This is a genomic window from Streptomyces sp. NPDC000151 (genome assembly GCF_040301705.1).
Classification (GTDB): domain Bacteria; phylum Actinomycetota; class Actinomycetes; order Streptomycetales; family Streptomycetaceae; genus Streptomyces.
On the sequence record NZ_JBEPFC010000156.1, the window covers coordinates 1 to 17,265 of the forward strand.

Annotated in this window: 14 protein-coding genes and 1 pseudogene; all 15 read left to right on the forward strand. The window is 71.9% G+C overall.

Translation table 11 applies throughout. The features are described from left to right. Positions 1-535, forward strand: a pseudogene (locus tag ABT381_RS30110) (hypothetical protein); the annotation flags it as partial. An 86-nt stretch (positions 536-621) separates the two neighbouring features. Further along, positions 622-1,455: a pectate lyase gene (locus ABT381_RS30115; RefSeq protein ID WP_351599743.1), complete on the forward strand. Its 834-nt coding sequence runs from the start codon at positions 622-624 to the stop codon at positions 1,453-1,455. A 161-nt stretch (positions 1,456-1,616) separates the two neighbouring features. Beyond that, the gene (locus tag ABT381_RS30120; RefSeq protein WP_351599744.1) at positions 1,617-2,285 is read left to right on the forward strand and encodes a GntR family transcriptional regulator; all 669 of its coding nucleotides are present in this window, start codon (positions 1,617-1,619) and stop codon (positions 2,283-2,285) included. After that, complete coding sequence (locus ABT381_RS30125; RefSeq protein ID WP_351599745.1) at positions 2,282-3,193, forward strand: dihydrodipicolinate synthase family protein; 912 nt, start codon at positions 2,282-2,284, stop codon at positions 3,191-3,193. The genes ABT381_RS30120 and ABT381_RS30125 overlap by 4 nt, the downstream gene beginning before the upstream one ends. Beyond that, entirely contained in the window at positions 3,190-4,911 is a 1,722-nt protein-coding gene (gene araD, locus ABT381_RS30130; RefSeq protein WP_351599746.1) for an L-arabinonate dehydratase, read from the forward strand. Before ABT381_RS30125 ends, araD begins: the two co-directional genes overlap by 4 nt. A gap of 256 nt (positions 4,912-5,167) precedes the next feature. Beyond that, positions 5,168-6,106, forward strand: coding sequence for a carbohydrate ABC transporter permease (locus ABT381_RS30135; RefSeq protein WP_351599747.1), 939 nt, complete (start codon positions 5,168-5,170; stop codon positions 6,104-6,106). Beyond that, positions 6,103-6,981, forward strand: a complete 879-nt coding sequence (locus ABT381_RS30140) for a carbohydrate ABC transporter permease (RefSeq protein WP_351599748.1) — start codon at positions 6,103-6,105, stop codon at positions 6,979-6,981. The genes ABT381_RS30135 and ABT381_RS30140 overlap by 4 nt, the downstream gene beginning before the upstream one ends. Then, positions 6,978-8,165 carry a Gfo/Idh/MocA family protein gene (locus ABT381_RS30145; RefSeq protein ID WP_351599749.1) on the forward strand — a complete coding sequence of 396 codons (1,188 nt, stop codon included), beginning with the start codon at positions 6,978-6,980 and terminating at the stop codon, positions 8,163-8,165. The genes ABT381_RS30140 and ABT381_RS30145 overlap by 4 nt, the downstream gene beginning before the upstream one ends. Beyond that, positions 8,162-9,016 (forward strand): DUF6807 domain-containing protein, encoded by an 855-nt coding sequence (locus ABT381_RS30150; RefSeq protein ID WP_351599750.1) that lies wholly within the window; start codon positions 8,162-8,164, stop codon positions 9,014-9,016. Before ABT381_RS30145 ends, ABT381_RS30150 begins: the two co-directional genes overlap by 4 nt. Then, entirely contained in the window at positions 9,013-10,578 is a 1,566-nt protein-coding gene (locus ABT381_RS30155) for a glycoside hydrolase family 43 protein (RefSeq protein ID WP_351599751.1), read from the forward strand. Before ABT381_RS30150 ends, ABT381_RS30155 begins: the two co-directional genes overlap by 4 nt. A gap of 37 nt (positions 10,579-10,615) precedes the next feature. Then, complete coding sequence (locus tag ABT381_RS30160) at positions 10,616-12,598, forward strand: pectinesterase family protein (protein ID WP_351599752.1); 1,983 nt, start codon at positions 10,616-10,618, stop codon at positions 12,596-12,598. 30 nt (positions 12,599-12,628) lie between these two features. Continuing rightward, positions 12,629-13,978, forward strand: coding sequence for an ABC transporter substrate-binding protein (locus tag ABT381_RS30165; RefSeq protein WP_351599753.1), 1,350 nt, complete (start codon positions 12,629-12,631; stop codon positions 13,976-13,978). After that, entirely contained in the window at positions 13,975-14,781 is an 807-nt protein-coding gene (locus ABT381_RS30170; RefSeq protein WP_351599754.1) for a rhamnogalacturonan acetylesterase, read from the forward strand. The genes ABT381_RS30165 and ABT381_RS30170 overlap by 4 nt, the downstream gene beginning before the upstream one ends. Then, positions 14,778-16,052 carry a pectate lyase family protein gene (locus ABT381_RS30175; RefSeq protein WP_351599755.1) on the forward strand — a complete coding sequence of 425 codons (1,275 nt, stop codon included), beginning with the start codon at positions 14,778-14,780 and terminating at the stop codon, positions 16,050-16,052. Before ABT381_RS30170 ends, ABT381_RS30175 begins: the two co-directional genes overlap by 4 nt. A 135-nt stretch (positions 16,053-16,187) precedes the next feature. Next, positions 16,188-17,096 carry a bis(hydroxyethyl) terephthalate hydrolase gene (bdeA, locus tag ABT381_RS30180; protein WP_467753909.1) on the forward strand — a complete coding sequence of 303 codons (909 nt, stop codon included), beginning with the start codon at positions 16,188-16,190 and terminating at the stop codon, positions 17,094-17,096. Positions 17,097-17,265: the final 169 nt, after the last annotated feature.

Genomic DNA, 17,265 nt, shown 5'->3' on the forward strand with positions numbered 1-17,265 from the left:
CGGCAACGGCGCGTCCGTGGTACTGCGCGGGCAGGACGGCGGCGACCGGCCCGGCCCCCTCGCCCCACCCGCGCACAGCGCCCCGCCCACGCACAGTCCCCCGCCCGCACCCAGCACCCCGCCACGCGGTCTCCGCACCGAGGACGGTCCGCTCTGGAGCGACGGCTCCGTCGACCCGCACAGCAACACGTACTGGGCCCAGAGCAACGTCACCCTGAAGACAACGGCGCCGTTGACCTCCCTCACCGTGGAGCTGCGGATCGCGCGCACCGGCGGGGTGACATCGACCGGCGCCTGGCGCACGCTGCCCGAGGGCGACTTCACCTTCCGTACGGACACCGAGGACGGCTTCCTCGTGTACCGCTGGCGGCTCAAGCGGGGGCGGACGGTGCCCGCGGGCACGCACGTCTTCGCGGGGCAGTACGACCACGCCCGCGGCGGCCGGGACGCCGGCGCCGACACCTACACGGCCTCCGCACGGTCAGGCGGTGAACAGCTGGCAGTACGTGGCGACTTCGCCCCGCACGGCCGCTGAAAAAACCTCTTCCGGCCCGGCAACCCCTTCCGCCTCCGGTGGCGACCAGACGACGCAAGTCTCACCCCCACCGAAGGAAACGGGACATGACATCAGCAGAAAAGCGGTCCGCCGGCCGCCACCGCAGGTCGCTCAACCGCCGCAGGGCCGTGGCCGGCGGGATCGCCGCGCTCGGGCTGACCGGCGCGGCCCTCGTCACCAGCACGACGCTGAGCAGCGCGGGCGCCGCTGCCGCCTGGCCGACGCCCGGCGGCAGCCAGGCGGTCAGCAAGACCATCGAGGTGTCCGGCACCTACGACGGCGGCCTCAAGCGCTACTACGGCAGCGGTGACCTGGGCGGCGACGGCCAGGAGGAGGGCCAGGACCCGATCTTCAAACTGAAGGACGGCGCGGTACTCAAGAACGTCGTCATCGGCTCCCCGGCCGCCGACGGCGTGCACTGCTCGGGCACCTGCACGCTGCAGAACGTGTGGTGGGAGGACGTCGGCGAGGATGCCGCCACCTTCAAGGGCACCTCCTCCGGCGCGACGTACACGGTCACCGGCGGCGGCGCGATGAAGGCGGACGACAAGGTCTTCCAGTTCAACGGCGCGGGCAAGCTGAACATCAGCGGCTTCCAGGTCTCCGACTTCGGCAAGCTCGTGCGCAGCTGCGGCAACTGCTCGACCCAGTACAAGCGCACCATCAGCGTCAGCGACGTGGACGTGACGGCCCCGGGCAAGTCCCTGGTCGGCATCAACACCAACTACGGGGACACCGCGACGCTGAAGAGCGTCCGCATCCACGGCGACAGCAGCAAGAAGATCAAGCCGTGCGTGCGCTACACGGGCAACGACAACGGTGACGAGCCGGTCGAAACGGGCAGCGGCCCGGACGGCACGTACTGCCGCTACTCCGCGTCCGACATCTCGTACAACTGACCCGACGCTCCGTCAGATCGTCCGTGGCGGCCGTTCTCTCACGAGTTCTTGTGTCAGAAGCGTTGACGAACCTCCTGTGGGGCTCTAGCTTCATCGCGTCGTACTTCATACGTCGTATATGAGACGTGATGCGCGAGATACGAGAACTGAGAGCGGCCGCCATGACTTTCGCCCCCGCCCCGATCCCTTCCCGCACGCAGTACGTGCTCGAAGCGGTCAAACACCGCATCCTCACCGGGCAGTTGAGCCCCGGCCAGCCACTGGTGGAGACCGAGATCGCCGCCCAGTACGGGGTCTCCAAGACGCCGGTGCGCGAGGCGCTGAAGACCCTCGCCGGCACCGGACTCGTGGTCATGAGCCAGTACAAGGGCGTCACCGTGCGGATGGTCGACGCGACCATGGCGCGCGAGGTCTACGACGTGCGGCTGCTGCTGGAGCCGGAGGCGGTCCGCCGTACCGTGCGCAGCGCCGCCTCTGTCGAGGACGCCCGCACGGCCCTGGCACGCGCCGCCGACGCCGCCGACCCGGCGGACCGGTCGCTCGCCAACCGCGACTTCCACCGCGCGCTGTACCTGCCCTGCGGCAACCCGCTGCTGTCCCGGATGCTCGACGAGGTCCGCGACCAGGCGGCGCTCGTCTCGACCGTCGCCTGGGCGGCCGTGCCGTCCTGGGAGCGGGAGGCCACCGAGCACGAGGAGATCCTCCGGCTGGTCACGGCCGGTGACGCCGACGGCGCGGCCCGCGCGGTGCACGACCACATCGCCTCGTTCGTCGCCCGGGCCTTCCCCGAGGCGGACGAGGCCCCCACCGCAGAGGGAGCGCAGGCATGACAGCGGCCGCATACGAGACCCAGCGGGCGGCGCTCGCCGACGTCGTGGCCATCCCGGTGACCCCGTTCACCGGGAACGGCTCGCTCGACACCGCGGCGCACCGAGCGGTGCTGCGCCGCCTGCTCGACGCCGGGGTGCGGACCCTGACGCCGAACGGCAACACCGGCGAGTACTACGCCCTCACCCCCGACGAGCGGCGCGCCGTCACCGAGCTGACGGTCGAGGAGGCGGGGGAGCGGGCCGCGATCCTCGTCGGCGTGGGCCACGACGTGCCGACCGCCATCGCCTCCGCGCGCCACGCCCGCGACCTCGGCGCACAGATGGTGATGGTCCATCAGCCCGTCCACCCCTACGTCTCGGCGGGCGGCTGGGTCGACTACCACCGGGCGATCGCCGAGGCCGTGCCCGAGCTGGGCGTCGTCCCGTACCTGCGCAACGCGGCGCTGAGCGGCTTGCGGCTCGCCGAACTCGCCGACGCCTGCCCGAACGTCATCGGCGTGAAATACGCCGTGCCGGACGCGGCACGCTTCGCCGCCTTCGCGCGGGACGCGGGCCTCGACCGCTTCGTGTGGATCGCCGGCCTCGCCGAGCCGTACGCCCCCTCGTACTTCTCGGCCGGCGCGACCGGCTTCACCTCCGGGCTCGTCAACGTCTCCCCGGCGATCTCCCTGAACATGCTCCGGGCCCTGCGCTCCGGCGACTACCCGGCCGCCATGAAGGTCTGGGAGCAGATCCGCCGCTTCGAGGAGCTGCGCGGCGCGAACGGCTCCGCCGACAACGTGACCGTGGTCAAGGAAGCCCTGGCCTCGCTCGGGCTGTGCCGCCGCGACGTCCGCCCGCCGAGCAGGCCGCTGCCCGAGGACGCGCGCGCCGAGGTCGCCGCCCTCGCCGCCGGATGGCCGATATGAGACGCCCGGAGGAGCTCAGGAGCCACCAGTGGTACGGCACGGACGGGCTGCGCTCCTTCAGCCACCGCGCCCGCACCCGGCAGCTCGGCTACCTGCCCGAGGAACACCTCGGCAAGCCGGTCATCGCGATCCTCAACACCTGGTCCGACATCAACCCCTGCCACTCCCACCTGCGCGACCGCGCCCAGGCCGTCAAGCGCGGCGTGTGGCAGGCCGGCGGCTTCCCGCTCGAATTCCCCGTCTCGACCCTGAGCGAGACCTTCCAGAAGCCGACCCCGATGCTCTACCGCAACATGCTGGCCATGGAGACCGAGGAGCTGCTGCGCTCGTACCCGGTGGACGGCGCGGTGCTGCTCGGCGGCTGCGACAAGTCCACGCCCGCGCTGCTGATGGGCGCCGCCAGCGTCGACCTGCCCGCCGTCTTCGTGCCCGCCGGGCCGATGCTCCCGGGCCACTGGCGCGGCGAAGTCCTCGGCTCCGGCACCGACATGTGGAAGTACTGGGACGACAAGCGCGCGGGCCTCATCGGCGACTGCGAAATGGCCGAGCTGGAGAGCGGGCTCGCCCGTTCGCCGGGGCACTGCATGACCATGGGGACGGCGTCCACGCTGACGGCCGCGGCCGAGGCACTGGGCGTGACGGTGCCGGGCGCGTCGAGCATCCCCGCCGTGGACTCCGGGCACGACCGGATGGCCGCCGCGTCCGGGATGCGGATCGTCGACCTCGTACGCCGGGCCGTGCGGCTGTCGCACCTGCTGAGCGCCGAGGCGTTCGAGGACGCCGTCACCACCGTCCTCGGGCTCGGCGGCTCCACCAACGCCGTGATCCACCTGATCGCGATGGCAGGACGCGCCGGAGTACGGCTGACCCTGGACGACTTCGACCGGATCGCCCGCACGGTGCCGGTGCTCGCCAACGTCCGCCCCGGCGGCGGCCCGTACCTCATGGAGGACTTCCACTTCGCCGGCGGCCTGCCCGGCTTCCTCTCCCGGATCACCGACCTGCTCCACCTGGACCGGCCCACCGTCGCCCACCCGACGCTGCGCGAGCAGCTGGCCGGGGCGCTGGTCCACGACGACGACGTGATCCGCACCCGCGACAACCCGGTCGCGAAGGAGGGCGGGGTCGCCGTCCTGCGCGGCAACCTCTGCCCCGACGGCGCGGTCATCAAGCACATCGCCGCCGAGCCGCAGCTCCTGAAGCACACCGGGCCCGCGGTCGTCTTCGACGACTACCGGACGATGCAGCGGACCATCAACGACCCGTCGCTCGGCATCACCGCCGACCACGTGCTCGTACTGCGCAACGCCGGGCCCAAGGGCGGCCCGGGCATGCCCGAGTACGGCATGCTGCCGATCCCCGACCACCTGCTCAAACAGGGCGTGCGGGACATGGTGCGGATCTCCGACGCCCGGATGAGCGGCACCAGTTACGGCGCGTGCGTGCTCCACGTGGCGCCCGAGTCGTACGTCGGCGGCCCGCTCGCCCTCGTACGCACCGGCGACCCGATCACCCTCGACGTCGCGGCGCGCACGCTGCGGCTCGACGTACCGGACGCGGAGCTGGCGCGCCGCCGCGCCGACTGGACCCCGCCGCCCGAGCGGTACGAGCGCGGGTACGGCGCGCTGTACACCGAACAGATCACCCAGGCCGACACCGGCTGCGACTTCGCCTTCCTCGCGCGCCCCGGCAAGGTCCCGGACCCGTACGCGGGCTGAGCGCCTGTGTCTAAACCCCGGCCGGGCGCCCGCCGCCTGGCACGCACTCTCGCGGCGTTGCCAAAAGGCCCTAGTAGCTCCGCTACGAGGACCTTCCGGCGCCTTGCGATAGCACGCACCAGACGACGCGCGCTATCCGACCGGGGTTTAGACACAGGCGCTGAGCCGCCCTCCTCCGGCGCCGCCGCGCACCGCCCGTACGGCAGGACGACCGTACGGCCGGCCATCGAACGTTCCCGAGAACGGAGAAAGAGTCATGGCCCAAGCCGCAGCCGTGGCCGAGTCACCGCCCAGAGCCAGACCCCGCCGCGGCACCGGAGCGACCCCGCGCCGGCTGCCGTACCTGCTGATCGCGCCCGCCGGGCTGCTGATGCTGGGCTTCATCGCCTACCCCGTGCTCAGCGTCTTCTGGACCTCGCTGCAGCACTACAACCCCACCAAGCCCTGGCGGAACGGCTTCGCCGGGCTGGACAACTTCACCGAGATCTTCACCAGCGACCCCCAGTTCTGGGGCACGCTGACCTTCAGCCTCAAGTGGGTCGTCGTCGAGGTCGGGCTGCAGCTGCTGTTCGGCCTGGCCCTGGCCCTGATCGTCAACCAGACCTTCGCGGGCCGGGCACTGGCCCGCGCGCTGGTCTTCTCGCCGTGGGCCGTCTCCGGCGTCCTCACCTCCGCGATCTGGGTACTGCTCTACAACTCCCAGACCGGCCTCAGCCGTTACCTCGCCGACGCGGGGATCGGGGAGTACGGCACCTCCTGGCTCTCGGACACCGCCACCGTCTTCCCCGCCGCGATCGTCGCCGACCTCTGGCGCGGGGTGCCCTTCTTCGCCATCCTCATCCTCGCCGACCTGCAGTCCGTCTCCAAGGACCTCTACGAGGCGGCCGAGGTGGACGGCGCGAGCCGGCTGCGGCAGTTCGTCCACATCACCCTGCCGCACCTGAAGGACGCCATCATCCTCTCCACGCTGCTGCGCGCGGTGTGGGAGTTCAACAACGTCGACCTGCTCTACACCCTGACCGGCGGCGGACCGGCGGGCGAGACCACCACCCTGCCGCTGTACATCGCCAACACCTCCGTCGACGCCCACAACTTCGGCTACGCGTCCGCGCTGACCACCGTCGCGTTCGTCATCCTGCTCTGCTGCTCGATGGTCTACCTGCGGCTGAGCAAGTTCGGAGGAGGCGACAAGTGACCACCGCCCAAGTCAGTACCGCGCACGTGCGAACCGCGCAGGTGAGTGTCAAGCGCCGCCGCGCCTGGGACCAGGCACCGCGCTGGCAGACCCACCTCCCGCTCGCGCTCTACCTCCTCTTCACGCTCGTCCCCTTCTACTGGATCCTGCTCTTCGCGCTCCGCCCGGCCGGCTCCACCTCGCTGGTGCCCTGGCCGATCACGTTCGAGCACTTCGCGAAGGTGTGGACCGAGCGCAGCTTCGCGACGTACTTCCAGAACAGCGTGCTCATCGCCGTGGCCACCCTGGTGCTCACCACGGTCGTCGCGCTGGCCGGCGGCTACGCGCTCGCCCGCTTCGACTTCCGCGCCAAGAAGGGCTTCATGCTGGCCCTGCTGTGCTCCCAGTTCGTGCCCGGAGCGCTGCTGCTGGTGCCGCTGTTCCAGATCTTCGCCCAGCTCCAGCTGATCAACTCGCTGGGCAGCGTCGTCATCGCGGAGACCGTCTTCCAGCTGCCGCTCTCGATGATCCTGATCAGCGGCTTCATCAGGAACGTGCCGTACTCCCTGGAGGAGGCCGCCTGGGTCGACGGCTGCGGCCGCTTCCGGGCCTTCCGCACGGTCGTACTGCCGCTGCTGCGGCCCGGCCTGGTCGCCGTCGGCTCGTTCGCCTTCGTGCACGCCTGGAACCACTTCCTCTTCGCGCTGATGTTCCTCAGCAACCAGGAGAAGCAGACCATCCCCGTCGGTCTGAACACCCTGATGGGCGCGGACAGCGTCGACCTCGGCGCGCTGGCCGCCGGCGGCGTCATCGCGGCGGTGCCCGTCGTGATCGTCTTCGCGTACATCCAGAAGTGGCTGATCACCGGCTTCAGCGCGGGGGCGGTGAAGGGATGAGCGGGCCCGGTACGGAAGAACCGCTGTCGGTCGTCCTCGTGGGCGCCCGCGGCCACGGCCGCTGGCACCTGGCCAACATTCGCCGGCTGGCCGGGCAGGGCCGCGTCCGCCTCGCCGGGGTCTGCGACCTGGCCCCGCTGACCGCCGCCGAACTCGACGGGCTCGGCCCCGTCGCGCAGTCCGACGACTTCGAGACCCTGCTCGCCGTCACCGGCGCCCGCATCGCCGTCCTCTGCACCCCCATCCCCACCCACGCCGACCTCGCGCTGACCGCCGCCCGGCGCGGCGTCCACCTGCTCGTCGAGAAGCCGCCGGCGCCCTCGTACACCGAATACCGGCGGCTGGCCGACGGCATCGCGGCGGCCGGCGTGGCCTGCAACATCGGCTTCCAGTCGCTCGGCTCGCACGCCGTCGCCGCCATCCGCGACCTGGTCGCCGACGGCGCCATCGGCGAGCCGGCCGGCATCGGCGCGGCCGGGGCCTGGGTGCGCGACGAGGCGTACTTCCACCGCGCGCCCTGGGCCGGACGGCGCAGGCTGCGCGGCACCGACGTGCTCGACGGCGTGCTCACCAACCCGCTCGCGCACGCCGTCGCCACCGCCCTCGCACTCGACGGCAGCACCGCCGCCGAGGACGTCGCGGACGTGGAGAGCGAGCTCTTCCGCGCCCACGACATCGAGTCCGACGACACCTCCTGCGTCCGCGTCACCACCGCGCACGGCGGCCGCGTCACGGTCGCCGCCACCCTGTGCGCCGAGACGGCCGCCGAGCCGTACGTCGTGGTGCACGGCACCCGGGGCCGGATCACCTTCTGGTACAAGCAGGACCGCGTCCTGGTGCAGCGCACCGGGCACGGCCCCGAGGAGAGCGTGCACGGCCGCACCGACCTGCTGGAGAACCTGGCCGACCACCTCACCCGCGGCACGCCGCTCCTCGTACCGCCCGCCGCCACCGGCGCCTTCATGCGGGTACTCGACGCGATCCGGCGCGCCCCGGACCCGGTGGCGCTGCCGCCGGACGCCTGGCACACCGCACCCGGCACCGGCACGACGGCCGGCGGGAGCACCCTCCGCCGCGTCGTCCCCGGCATCGACGGCCTCGTGGCCGCCGGCGCCGACACCCTGTCCCTCTATTCCGAACTGGGCGCCGCGTGGGCGCTCCCGGAGGAGGCGCGCTCCAGATGACCGTCACCGATCACACTCCGGCCCTGGCCCTGTGCTGCACCGGCCGGCCCGTCGCCCGGTACGCCTACCGGCCAGGCCTCCCCGCCCGGCTCGCGCCGCGCCCCTACCTGCACCCCGTGACCACCCTGCGCGGCACGCCCGTCACCGCGCTGATGCCCGCCGACCACCCGCACCACCTCGGCGTGGGCGTCGCGGTCCCGGACGTGGCGGGGCACAACTTCTGGGGCGGCCGGACGTACGTACGCGACCGCGGGCCGACCGCGCTCGACAACCACGGCGTGCAGCGGCACACCGGCTTCAACCTGTGCGACCCGGACGGCTTCGTGCAGGAGCTGAGCTGGAGCGCGGGTGAGCACGAGCTGCTGCGCGAGCGCCGCACCGTTGCGGCCACCGAACTGACCGACACCGCCTGGGCGCTGGACTTCACCTTCTCGCTGACCAACACCACCCCCGGCCCGCTCTCCCTGGGCAGCCCCGCGACCAACGGCCGCCCCGGCGCCGCGTACGGCGGCTTCTTCTGGCGCGCGCCTGAAGGAGCCGCGGCCCCGGCCGTCTTCACCGCGGATGCCGACGGCGAGGCCGCCGTGCACGAGAGCCGCGCCGACTGGCTGGCGCTCGCGGGCCGGGACTGGACGCTGGTCTTCGCCGGCGCGACCGGTCCGACCCGCAGCGACCCCTGGTTCGTGCGCACCACCGACTACCCGGGGGTCGGCTCCTCGCTGGCTTACGAGGAGCGGTTACTGCTACCCCCGGGCGACACCGTCGTCCGCCGGATCGTCACCGTGGTCGCCGACGGCCGCCTGCACCGCGACGAGGCCGCCGCGCTGGCCAGGAAGGCGGTGACGGCATGACGGCCGACGACCGGCTCACTGGCGCCGCCCGCTTCTCCGCCGACCTCGGCGACGGCACCTACCGCAATCCGATCCTCGCCGCCGACTGGTCCGACCCCGACCTCGTCCGCGTCGGCGACGACTACTACCTGACCGCCTCCAGCTTCGGCCGCGCCCCCGGGCTGCCGCTGCTGCACTCCCGCGACCTGGTCAACTGGACCCTGATCGGCCACGCACTGGACCGCCTCGAACCGGCCGCCGCCTTCGCCGTGCCGCGCCACGACTGCGGCGTGTGGGCGCCCTCGATCCGGCACCACGACGGCCGGTTCTGGATCTTCTGGGGCGACCCCGACCACGGGATCTTCCAGGTCAGCGCCGAGGACCCGCGCGGGCCCTGGAGCCGGCCGCACCTGCTCAAGGAGGGCAAGGGCCTGATCGACCCCTGTCCGCTGTGGGACGCGGAGACCGGCGCCGCGTACCTCGTGCACGCCTGGGCCAAGTCCCGCTCCGGTATCAAGAACCGCCTCACCGGCCACCGGATGCGGACCGACGCCACCGGGCTGCTCGACGAGGGCACCACCCTCGTCGACGCCGACCGCATCCCCGGCTGGTTCACGCTCGAAGGCCCCAAGCTCTACCGGCACAACGGCTGGTTCTGGATCTTCGCGCCCGCCGGGGGAGTGGAGACGGGCTGGCAGGGCGCCTTCCGCTCGCGCGGCTTCTTCGGACCGTACGAGGAGCGCGTCGTCCTCGCCCAGGGCGACACCGACGTCAACGGCCCGCACCAGGGCGGCTGGGTGCGCACCCCGGCCGGCGAGGACTGGTTCGTGCACTTCCAGGAGCAGGGCGCGTACGGGCGCCTCGCGCACCTCCAGCCGATGCGGTGGGAGGCGGACGACTGGCCGGTCATCGGCGCGTGCGGCAGCCCGGTACGGGTGCACAGGAAGCCGGCGCTGCCGCCGCAGCCGCCTGCCGCGCCGGCCACCGACGACGACTTCCCCGGCGGGCGCCACGGCCGCCAGTGGCAGTGGACCGCCAACCCCGCGGCCGGCTGGGCGCCCGCCCACAGTGGTGACGGGCTGCGGCTGACCTGCGTCCGCACCCCCGACGCGCACGACCTGCGCCGCTTGCCTAACGTCCTCACCCAGCGGCTGCCCGCACGCCCCGCCACCGCCGAGGTCGAACTGCGGCTGGAGAGCACCGAGCCGGGCGCCAAGGCCGGGCTCACCGTGCTCGGCGACGCCTTCAGCTGGATCGGGCTGGAGCGCGCGGCGGACGGCACCGTACGGCTGGTCCACCGGTTCGCGGAGTCCGTGGCCGAGCGGGAGCGGGACGCCGCGCATGCACGGCTCGCGCCGGACGGCCGGGCCCGGCTGCGGATCGCCGTCGGGCCGGGCGCCCGCTGCCGCTTCGCCGCCGACACCGGCGACGGGTGGACGCCGTACGGGCAGGTCTTCGCCGCCACGCCATGGCGCTGGGTCGGCGCCCTGCTCGGGCTCTTCGCCACGGCCCCCGCCGATGCCCGCCGCCCCGGCGCCGCGCTCTTCACGCACTTCCGCCTCACCTGCGATCAGGCCGACTGAGGCCACCGTTTTTGTCCGTACGCCTGTGGGAGCCGCCATGCCGTACCTCCGTAGCAAGCGCTTGCCGGACAGAGCCCTGGCCGCCACGGCCGCCCTCGCGGCGGCCCTGGGCCTGGGGGCGCCGGCCCCCGCCGGGGCCGCCGAACCACCCCGGCCACCTGCCACCACCGCCGCCCACGATGCCTCCGCCGACCGCCCACACGGCTTCGCCTCCCTCGCGGGCGGCACCACCGGCGGCGCCGGCGGCCGGGTCGTCACCGTCCGCACCCAGGCCGACCTGGCCAAGTACGCCGCCGCCGACGAGCCCTACGTCATCCGCGTCGCCGCCGCCATCGAGGTCGCGCCGTTCGGCTCGGACATCGTCGTCGCCTCGGACAAGACGATCGTCGGCGTCGGCACCAGCGGCGAGATCGTCCACGGCGAGCTGCATCTGAACCCCGGCACGCACAACGTCATCATCCGCAACCTGACCATCCGCGACTCCTACGTCGACGGCGACTGGGACGGCAAGACCCAGGACTTCGACGCGATCCAGATGGACTCGGTGCACCACGTCTGGATCGACCACAACCGGTTCACGCACATGGGCGACGGACTGCTCGACGTCCGCAAGAACAGCGAGTACCTCACCGTCTCCTACAACCGCTTCGACACCCACAACAAGGCGTTCGGCATCGGCTGGACCGATGACGTCCGGACGCAGATCACCATCGACCACAACTGGTTCCACGGCACCAAGCAGCGCAATCCGTCCGCCGACAACTGCGCGTACGCACACCTCTACAACAACTACCTCTCCGCGCAGGTCGACGACGGCGACCCGGTCTGGTCGTACGGGAACTACGCGCGGGGCCGCACAAAGATGGTGATCGAGAACAGCTACTACGACGGCGTTCAGCACCCCTACCAGGCGGACGACACCGCCGAACTCGTGCAGCGCGGCTCGGTCCTCAAAAACACGACAGGGCGGCACGACACCCGCGGCACCGCCTTCGACCCGCACGCCTTCTACCCCTACCGGCCCGACCCGGCCGCCGCCGTGCCCGCGCTGGTGAAGAAGTTCTCCGGCCCGCAGCGCACCCTCGGCACCGACACCGTCCTCCATGTCCCCGCCGACTACCCCACCGTGCAGGCGGCGGTCGACGCGGTGCCGGCCGGCAACGACGGCCGGGTCACGCTGGCGCTCGCGCCCGGTACGTACCGCGAGCAGGTGCGGATCCCGGCCACCAAGCCGTACCTCACCCTCCTCGGCACCGGTGACGACCGCGCGGACACCGTGATCGTGTACGACACGCCCAACGAGTACGGCGGCTCGTCCGGCAGCGCCACCGTGCTGATCGCCGCGCACGACGTGACGGGGCGTCACCTCACCTTCGTCAACGACTTCGACGAGGCCGCGCACGACCTGAACAGCGAACAGGCGCTCGCCATGAAGACCACCGGCGACCGGATCGTCTTCGAGGACACCGCCTTCAAGGGCAACCAGGACACGCTGATGACGGACAGCCCGAAGCTGGACACCGTCAGCCGGGTCTACCTCCGCGACGCGTACATCGAGGGCGACGTCGACTTCCTCTACGGGCGTGCCACCACCGTCATCGACCGCTCCGTCATCAAGGCGCTGAGCCGCGGCTCGAACACCAACAACGGCTACATCGCCGCCGCTTCGACCTGGAAGAACAATCCGTACGGCATCCTCATCACCGACTCCCGCATCGTCAGCGACGCGCCCGCCGGGACCTTCCACCTCGGCCGCCCCTGGCACCCGGGCGGCGAGCCGGACGCGATCGGCCAGGTCCTCATCCGCGACACCGAGCTGCCCGCAGCCGTGAAGTCCGCGCCGTGGACCGACATGGGCGGCTTCTCCTGGCGGGACGCCCGCTTCGGCGAGTACCGGAATGCCGGGCCGGGCGCGGCCGTCACCGCCGACCGGCCGCAGCTGAGCGACGCGGAGGCCGCCCGCCACGAGGTGGCCGACTACCTGAACGGCGCGGACGGCTGGGACCCGTACCGCGGCTGACCCGCTCCCATCACGAGAAAAGAGCCGACCATGACCACCTTCCGCAGCAGCAGACGGACCCGCGCGAGCGCGGCGCTCGCCCTCACAGCGGTCCTCGCCCTCACCGCCACCGCCTGCGGCGACGACGGCAGCGGCGTCGCGGGCGAGACCGGCGCCGAGGGCTCCGGCAAGGGCACGATCACCTTCTGGGACAACAACGGCGGGGTGCGCACCGACGTCTGGAAGGAGATCATCAAGGACTTCGAGGCGAAGTACCCCGACATCGACGTCGACTACGTCGGGATCGCCGCGACCGAGGCGCAGTCCAAGTACGACACCGCCATCCAGGGCGGCGGCCTGCCCGACGTCGGCGGCATCGGCGCCGCGATGCTCGCCGGCATCAGCGCCCAGGGCGCCCTGGAGCCGCTGGACGGGCGCATCAAGGACAGTGCGCTCGACGGGAAGCTGAACGCGCGGATGGTGAAGAGCGTCCGGTCCGCGGCCGGCGGCAAGAAGCTCTACACGGTCCCGATGCACGCGACCAACGGCGTGCTGTACTACCGCACCGACCTGTTCAAGGCCGCGAACCTGCCCGCGCCCACCACCTGGTCGGCGTTCTACAAGGCGGCCGCGGAACTGACCGACAAGGGTGGCAACAAGTTCGGCTACACCATCCGCGGCGGCGCCGGCTCCATCGCCCAGGCGCTGGACGCGATGTACGGCCAGTCCGGCATCAGCGGCTTCTGGGAGAAGGACGGGCTGCACACCACCCTCGACGACCCGAAGAACGTCGCGGCGCTGGAGAAGTACGTCGCGCTCTACAAGAAGAACACCCCGGCGGCCGACATCAACAACGACTTCACGAAGATGGTCGCCCAGTGGGACAGCGGGCAGATCGGCATGCTCAACCACAACATGGGCTCCTACCAGGACCACGTGAAGGCGCTCGGCACGAAGAAGTTCCGCGGCATACCGAACCCCACGCTGGACGACGGCACCCGGGTGATGGTGTCCAACCCGGTCGACGGCCTCGGTCTCTTCAAGTCCGGCAAGAACAAGGCCGCCGCCTGGAAGTTCATCGAATTCGCGGCCTCCCACGAATCCAACAGCAAGTGGAGCGAGTCGGCCGGCACCATCCCGTCCAACCTGGACGCGGCGAAGGACGACTGGGTGCAGCAGTCCGAGACCACCAAGCTCGGCGCCGAGGCCCTGAACAGCGAAAAGACGAAGATCGTCGACCTGCCGTACTACCTGCCCGACTGGAACACCCTCTCCAAGGCCGACAACGAGCCCGCCTTCCAGAAGGTGCTGCTCGGCAAGATGACACCGAAGGACTTCCTGACCTCCCTCGCCGAGCAGTTCGACGCGGCCCAGGCCGAGTGGAAGCAGCAGAGCAAGTGACCGTCACGCGCCGCCAGGTGGCCGCGGCGTTCGCGGGCCTCCCGCTCGCGCTCGCCGCGGCCCCGTCCGCCGTCGCCAGTCCAGGAGGCCACCGCCCGATGCCCACCCTCCACCTCGCCGGCGACTCCACCGCCGCCCAGAAGTACGCCGACGCCCAACCCGAGACCGGCTGGGGCATGGCCCTCCCCTTCTTCCTCCACCACGACGTTCCGGTCGCCAACCACGCCGTCAACGGCCGCAGTTCCAAGAGCTTCGTCGACGAGGGGCGGCTGACGGCGGTGCTGACCGCCCTCCGCCCCGGCGACCTCCTCCTCGTCCAGTTCGGCCACAACGACGAGAAGACCGAGGACCCCACCCGGTACACCGAGCCCTGGACGACGTACCAGGAGTACCTGCGGCAGTACCTGACGGGGGCGCGGGCGCGCGGCGCGCGGCCGGTGCTGCTCACCTCCGTGGAGCGCCGGAAGTTCGACGCCGGAGGCAACGCCCTGCCCACCCACGGCGCGTACCCGGCCGCGATGCGGGCCCTGGCCACCGAGGAGGACGTCCCGCTGCTCGACATCCAGGAACGCTCCCTCGCCCTGTGGCAGAAACTCGGCCCCGACGAGACGAAGACGTACTTCAACTGGACCCCGGCCGAGCAGGACAACACCCACTTCAACCCGCCCGGCGCCATCGCCGTCGCCCGCCTGGTCGCGGCCGGACTGCGGGCCACGCGGCTGCTGGCGCCCGGCGACCTGCGCCGCCTCGACGACGACATTCCCACATCCTGGATCACCTGGCCGGAAGGGCACGGAGCATGACCGCGCGCACCACCCTCATCACGCTGGCGGGCTGCGCCGCGCTCGCCCTCACCACGGCGGGCCCGGCCCACGCGGCGCCGCCCCGCGACGTGCTGCCGGCCCACGACGGCTGGGCGTCGGCGGACGGCGGGACCACCGGCGGCGCGGGCGCCGACGCCGCGCACACCTACACGGTCACCACCTGGGCGGAGCTGCGGGCCGCGCTCGCCGACGACCCCGGCGCCCCGAGGATCGTCAAGGTCAAGGGCACCTTGGACGCGACCGGCGCCGGCTGTGCGGCCTTCGCCGCCGACGGCTACGACTTCGCCCGCTACCTCGCCGACTACGACCCCGCCGTCTGGGGCCGCGACCGCCCGGTCAGCGGCGAGCAGGAGGACCTGCGCGCCGCGTCCCAGCGGAACCAGGGCGCGGCCGTCAAGGCGTACGTCCCGGCGGACACCACCGTCGTCGGCGTCGGGAAACACGCCGGAATCGTCGGCGGCAGCCTCCAGATCCAGGACGTCGACAACGTCGTGGTCCGCAACCTCACCGCCGAGAGCCCGCTGGACTGCTTCCCGCAGTGGGACCCGACGGACGGCGCGACCGGCGCCTGGAACTCCGAGTACGACAGCATGGTGGTCACCGGCGCCACCCACGTCTGGCTCGATCACAACACCTTCACCGACGGCGCCCACCCCGACAGCTCGCTGCCGGAGTACTACGGCGAGGTGTACCAGCAGCACGACGGCGAGCTGGACATCGTGCGCGGCGCCGACCTGGTCACCGCATCCTGGAACGTCTTCGCCGACCACGACAAGACCCTGATGATCGGCAACAGCGACGGCGCGGCCGCCACCGACCGCGGCAGGCTCCGCGTCACCCTGCACCACAACCTCTTCCGCGACGTCGTCGAGCGCGCGCCGCGCGTCCGCTTCGGCAAGGTCGACGCGTACAACAACCACTACGCGGCCGGGCCGGACACGCCGTACGTCTACAGCCTCGGCATCGGCATCGAGTCCCAACTGGTCGCGGAGAACAACGCGTTCACCCTGCCGTCCGGCACCGGCGCCGGACGCGTCCTGAAGAAATGGAAGGACGCGCCGGTCACCGCGGCCGGCAACCGCGTCAACGGCCGCCCGGTCGATCTGATCGCCGTGCACAACGCGGAGGTCCCCGGGGAGCCCCTGCGGTCCGGCGCCGGCTGGACCCCCGCCCTGCGGACCCGCGTGGACGACCCGCGCGCCGTACCGGACCTCGTCGACCACCGGGCGGGGGCGGGGCGGCTGCGCTGACGCTCCACCGGTTCCCGCCGGTCGCCGAGACCGGTGATTTCGCCGATGTGCGAAGGGGCTGCACGGCACGAGAGTTGCGGTCGTCAGTGACCGTTACCGAGAGGAACCGTCGTGCAGCAGCACACCAGCGTGTCCGTGCGCATTCCGGAACGGCAGGGGACGAGCCGGCTCAGAACCCGGCTGACGCGGTGGGGGCTGGCCGGCCTCCTGGCCGCGGGCACCCTGCTCACCTCGCAGGCCGGGCCGGCCGGGGCCGCGGGCAACCCGTACGAGCGCGGCCCCGCGCCCACCGTCTCCAGCATCGAGGCGTCCCGCGGCCCGTACGCCGTCTCCCAGACCAGCGTCTCCGCGCTGAGCGTCACCGGCTTCGGCGGCGGCACCATCTACTACCCGACCTCGACCAGCGACGGCACCTTCGGCGCCGTCGCCATCTCGCCCGGCTTCACCGCCTACCAGTCGTCCATCGCCTGGCTCGGCCCGCGGCTGGCCTCCCAGGGCTTCGTCGTGTTCACCATCGACACCAACACCACGGTCGACCAGCCCGACAGCCGCGGACGCCAACTCCTCGCCGCGCTGGACTACTTGACCGGCCGCAGCTCGGTGCGCGACCGGATCGACAGCAGCCGGCTCGGCGTCATGGGCCACTCGATGGGCGGCGGCGGCACGCTGGAGGCCGCCAAGAGCCGTCCGTCCCTCCAGGCCGCGATCCCGCTGACCGGCTGGGACCTCGACAAGACCTGGCCGGAGATCCAGACCCCGACGCTCGTCGTCGGCGCCGACGGCGACACCGTAGCCCCGGTCGCCACGCACTCCGAGCCGTTCTATGAGAGCCTGCCCGGCTCGCTCGACAAGGCGTACCTGGAGCTGAACAACGCGACGCACCTCACCCCGAACACCCCCAACACCACGATCGCGAAGTACAGCATCTCGTGGCTCAAGCGGTTCATCGACAACGACACCCGCTACGAGCAGTTCCTCTGCCCGCTGCCCCGACCGAGCCTGACGATCGAGGAGTACCGGGGCAACTGCCCGCACACGTCCTGATCCCGCCCCGTGGGGCAGAGGGGACGGAGGGGTTCCGTGAACGTTTACACGCCAGTAACCTGACGGTCGTGACCGGAACGAAGACCGTGCCCGGAACGAATCCCCCGCCCCGGCGAGTCGCGCGCCGTACGTACGGGCCGTGCCCGGCGACGGCGCGCGGCCGTGCGGG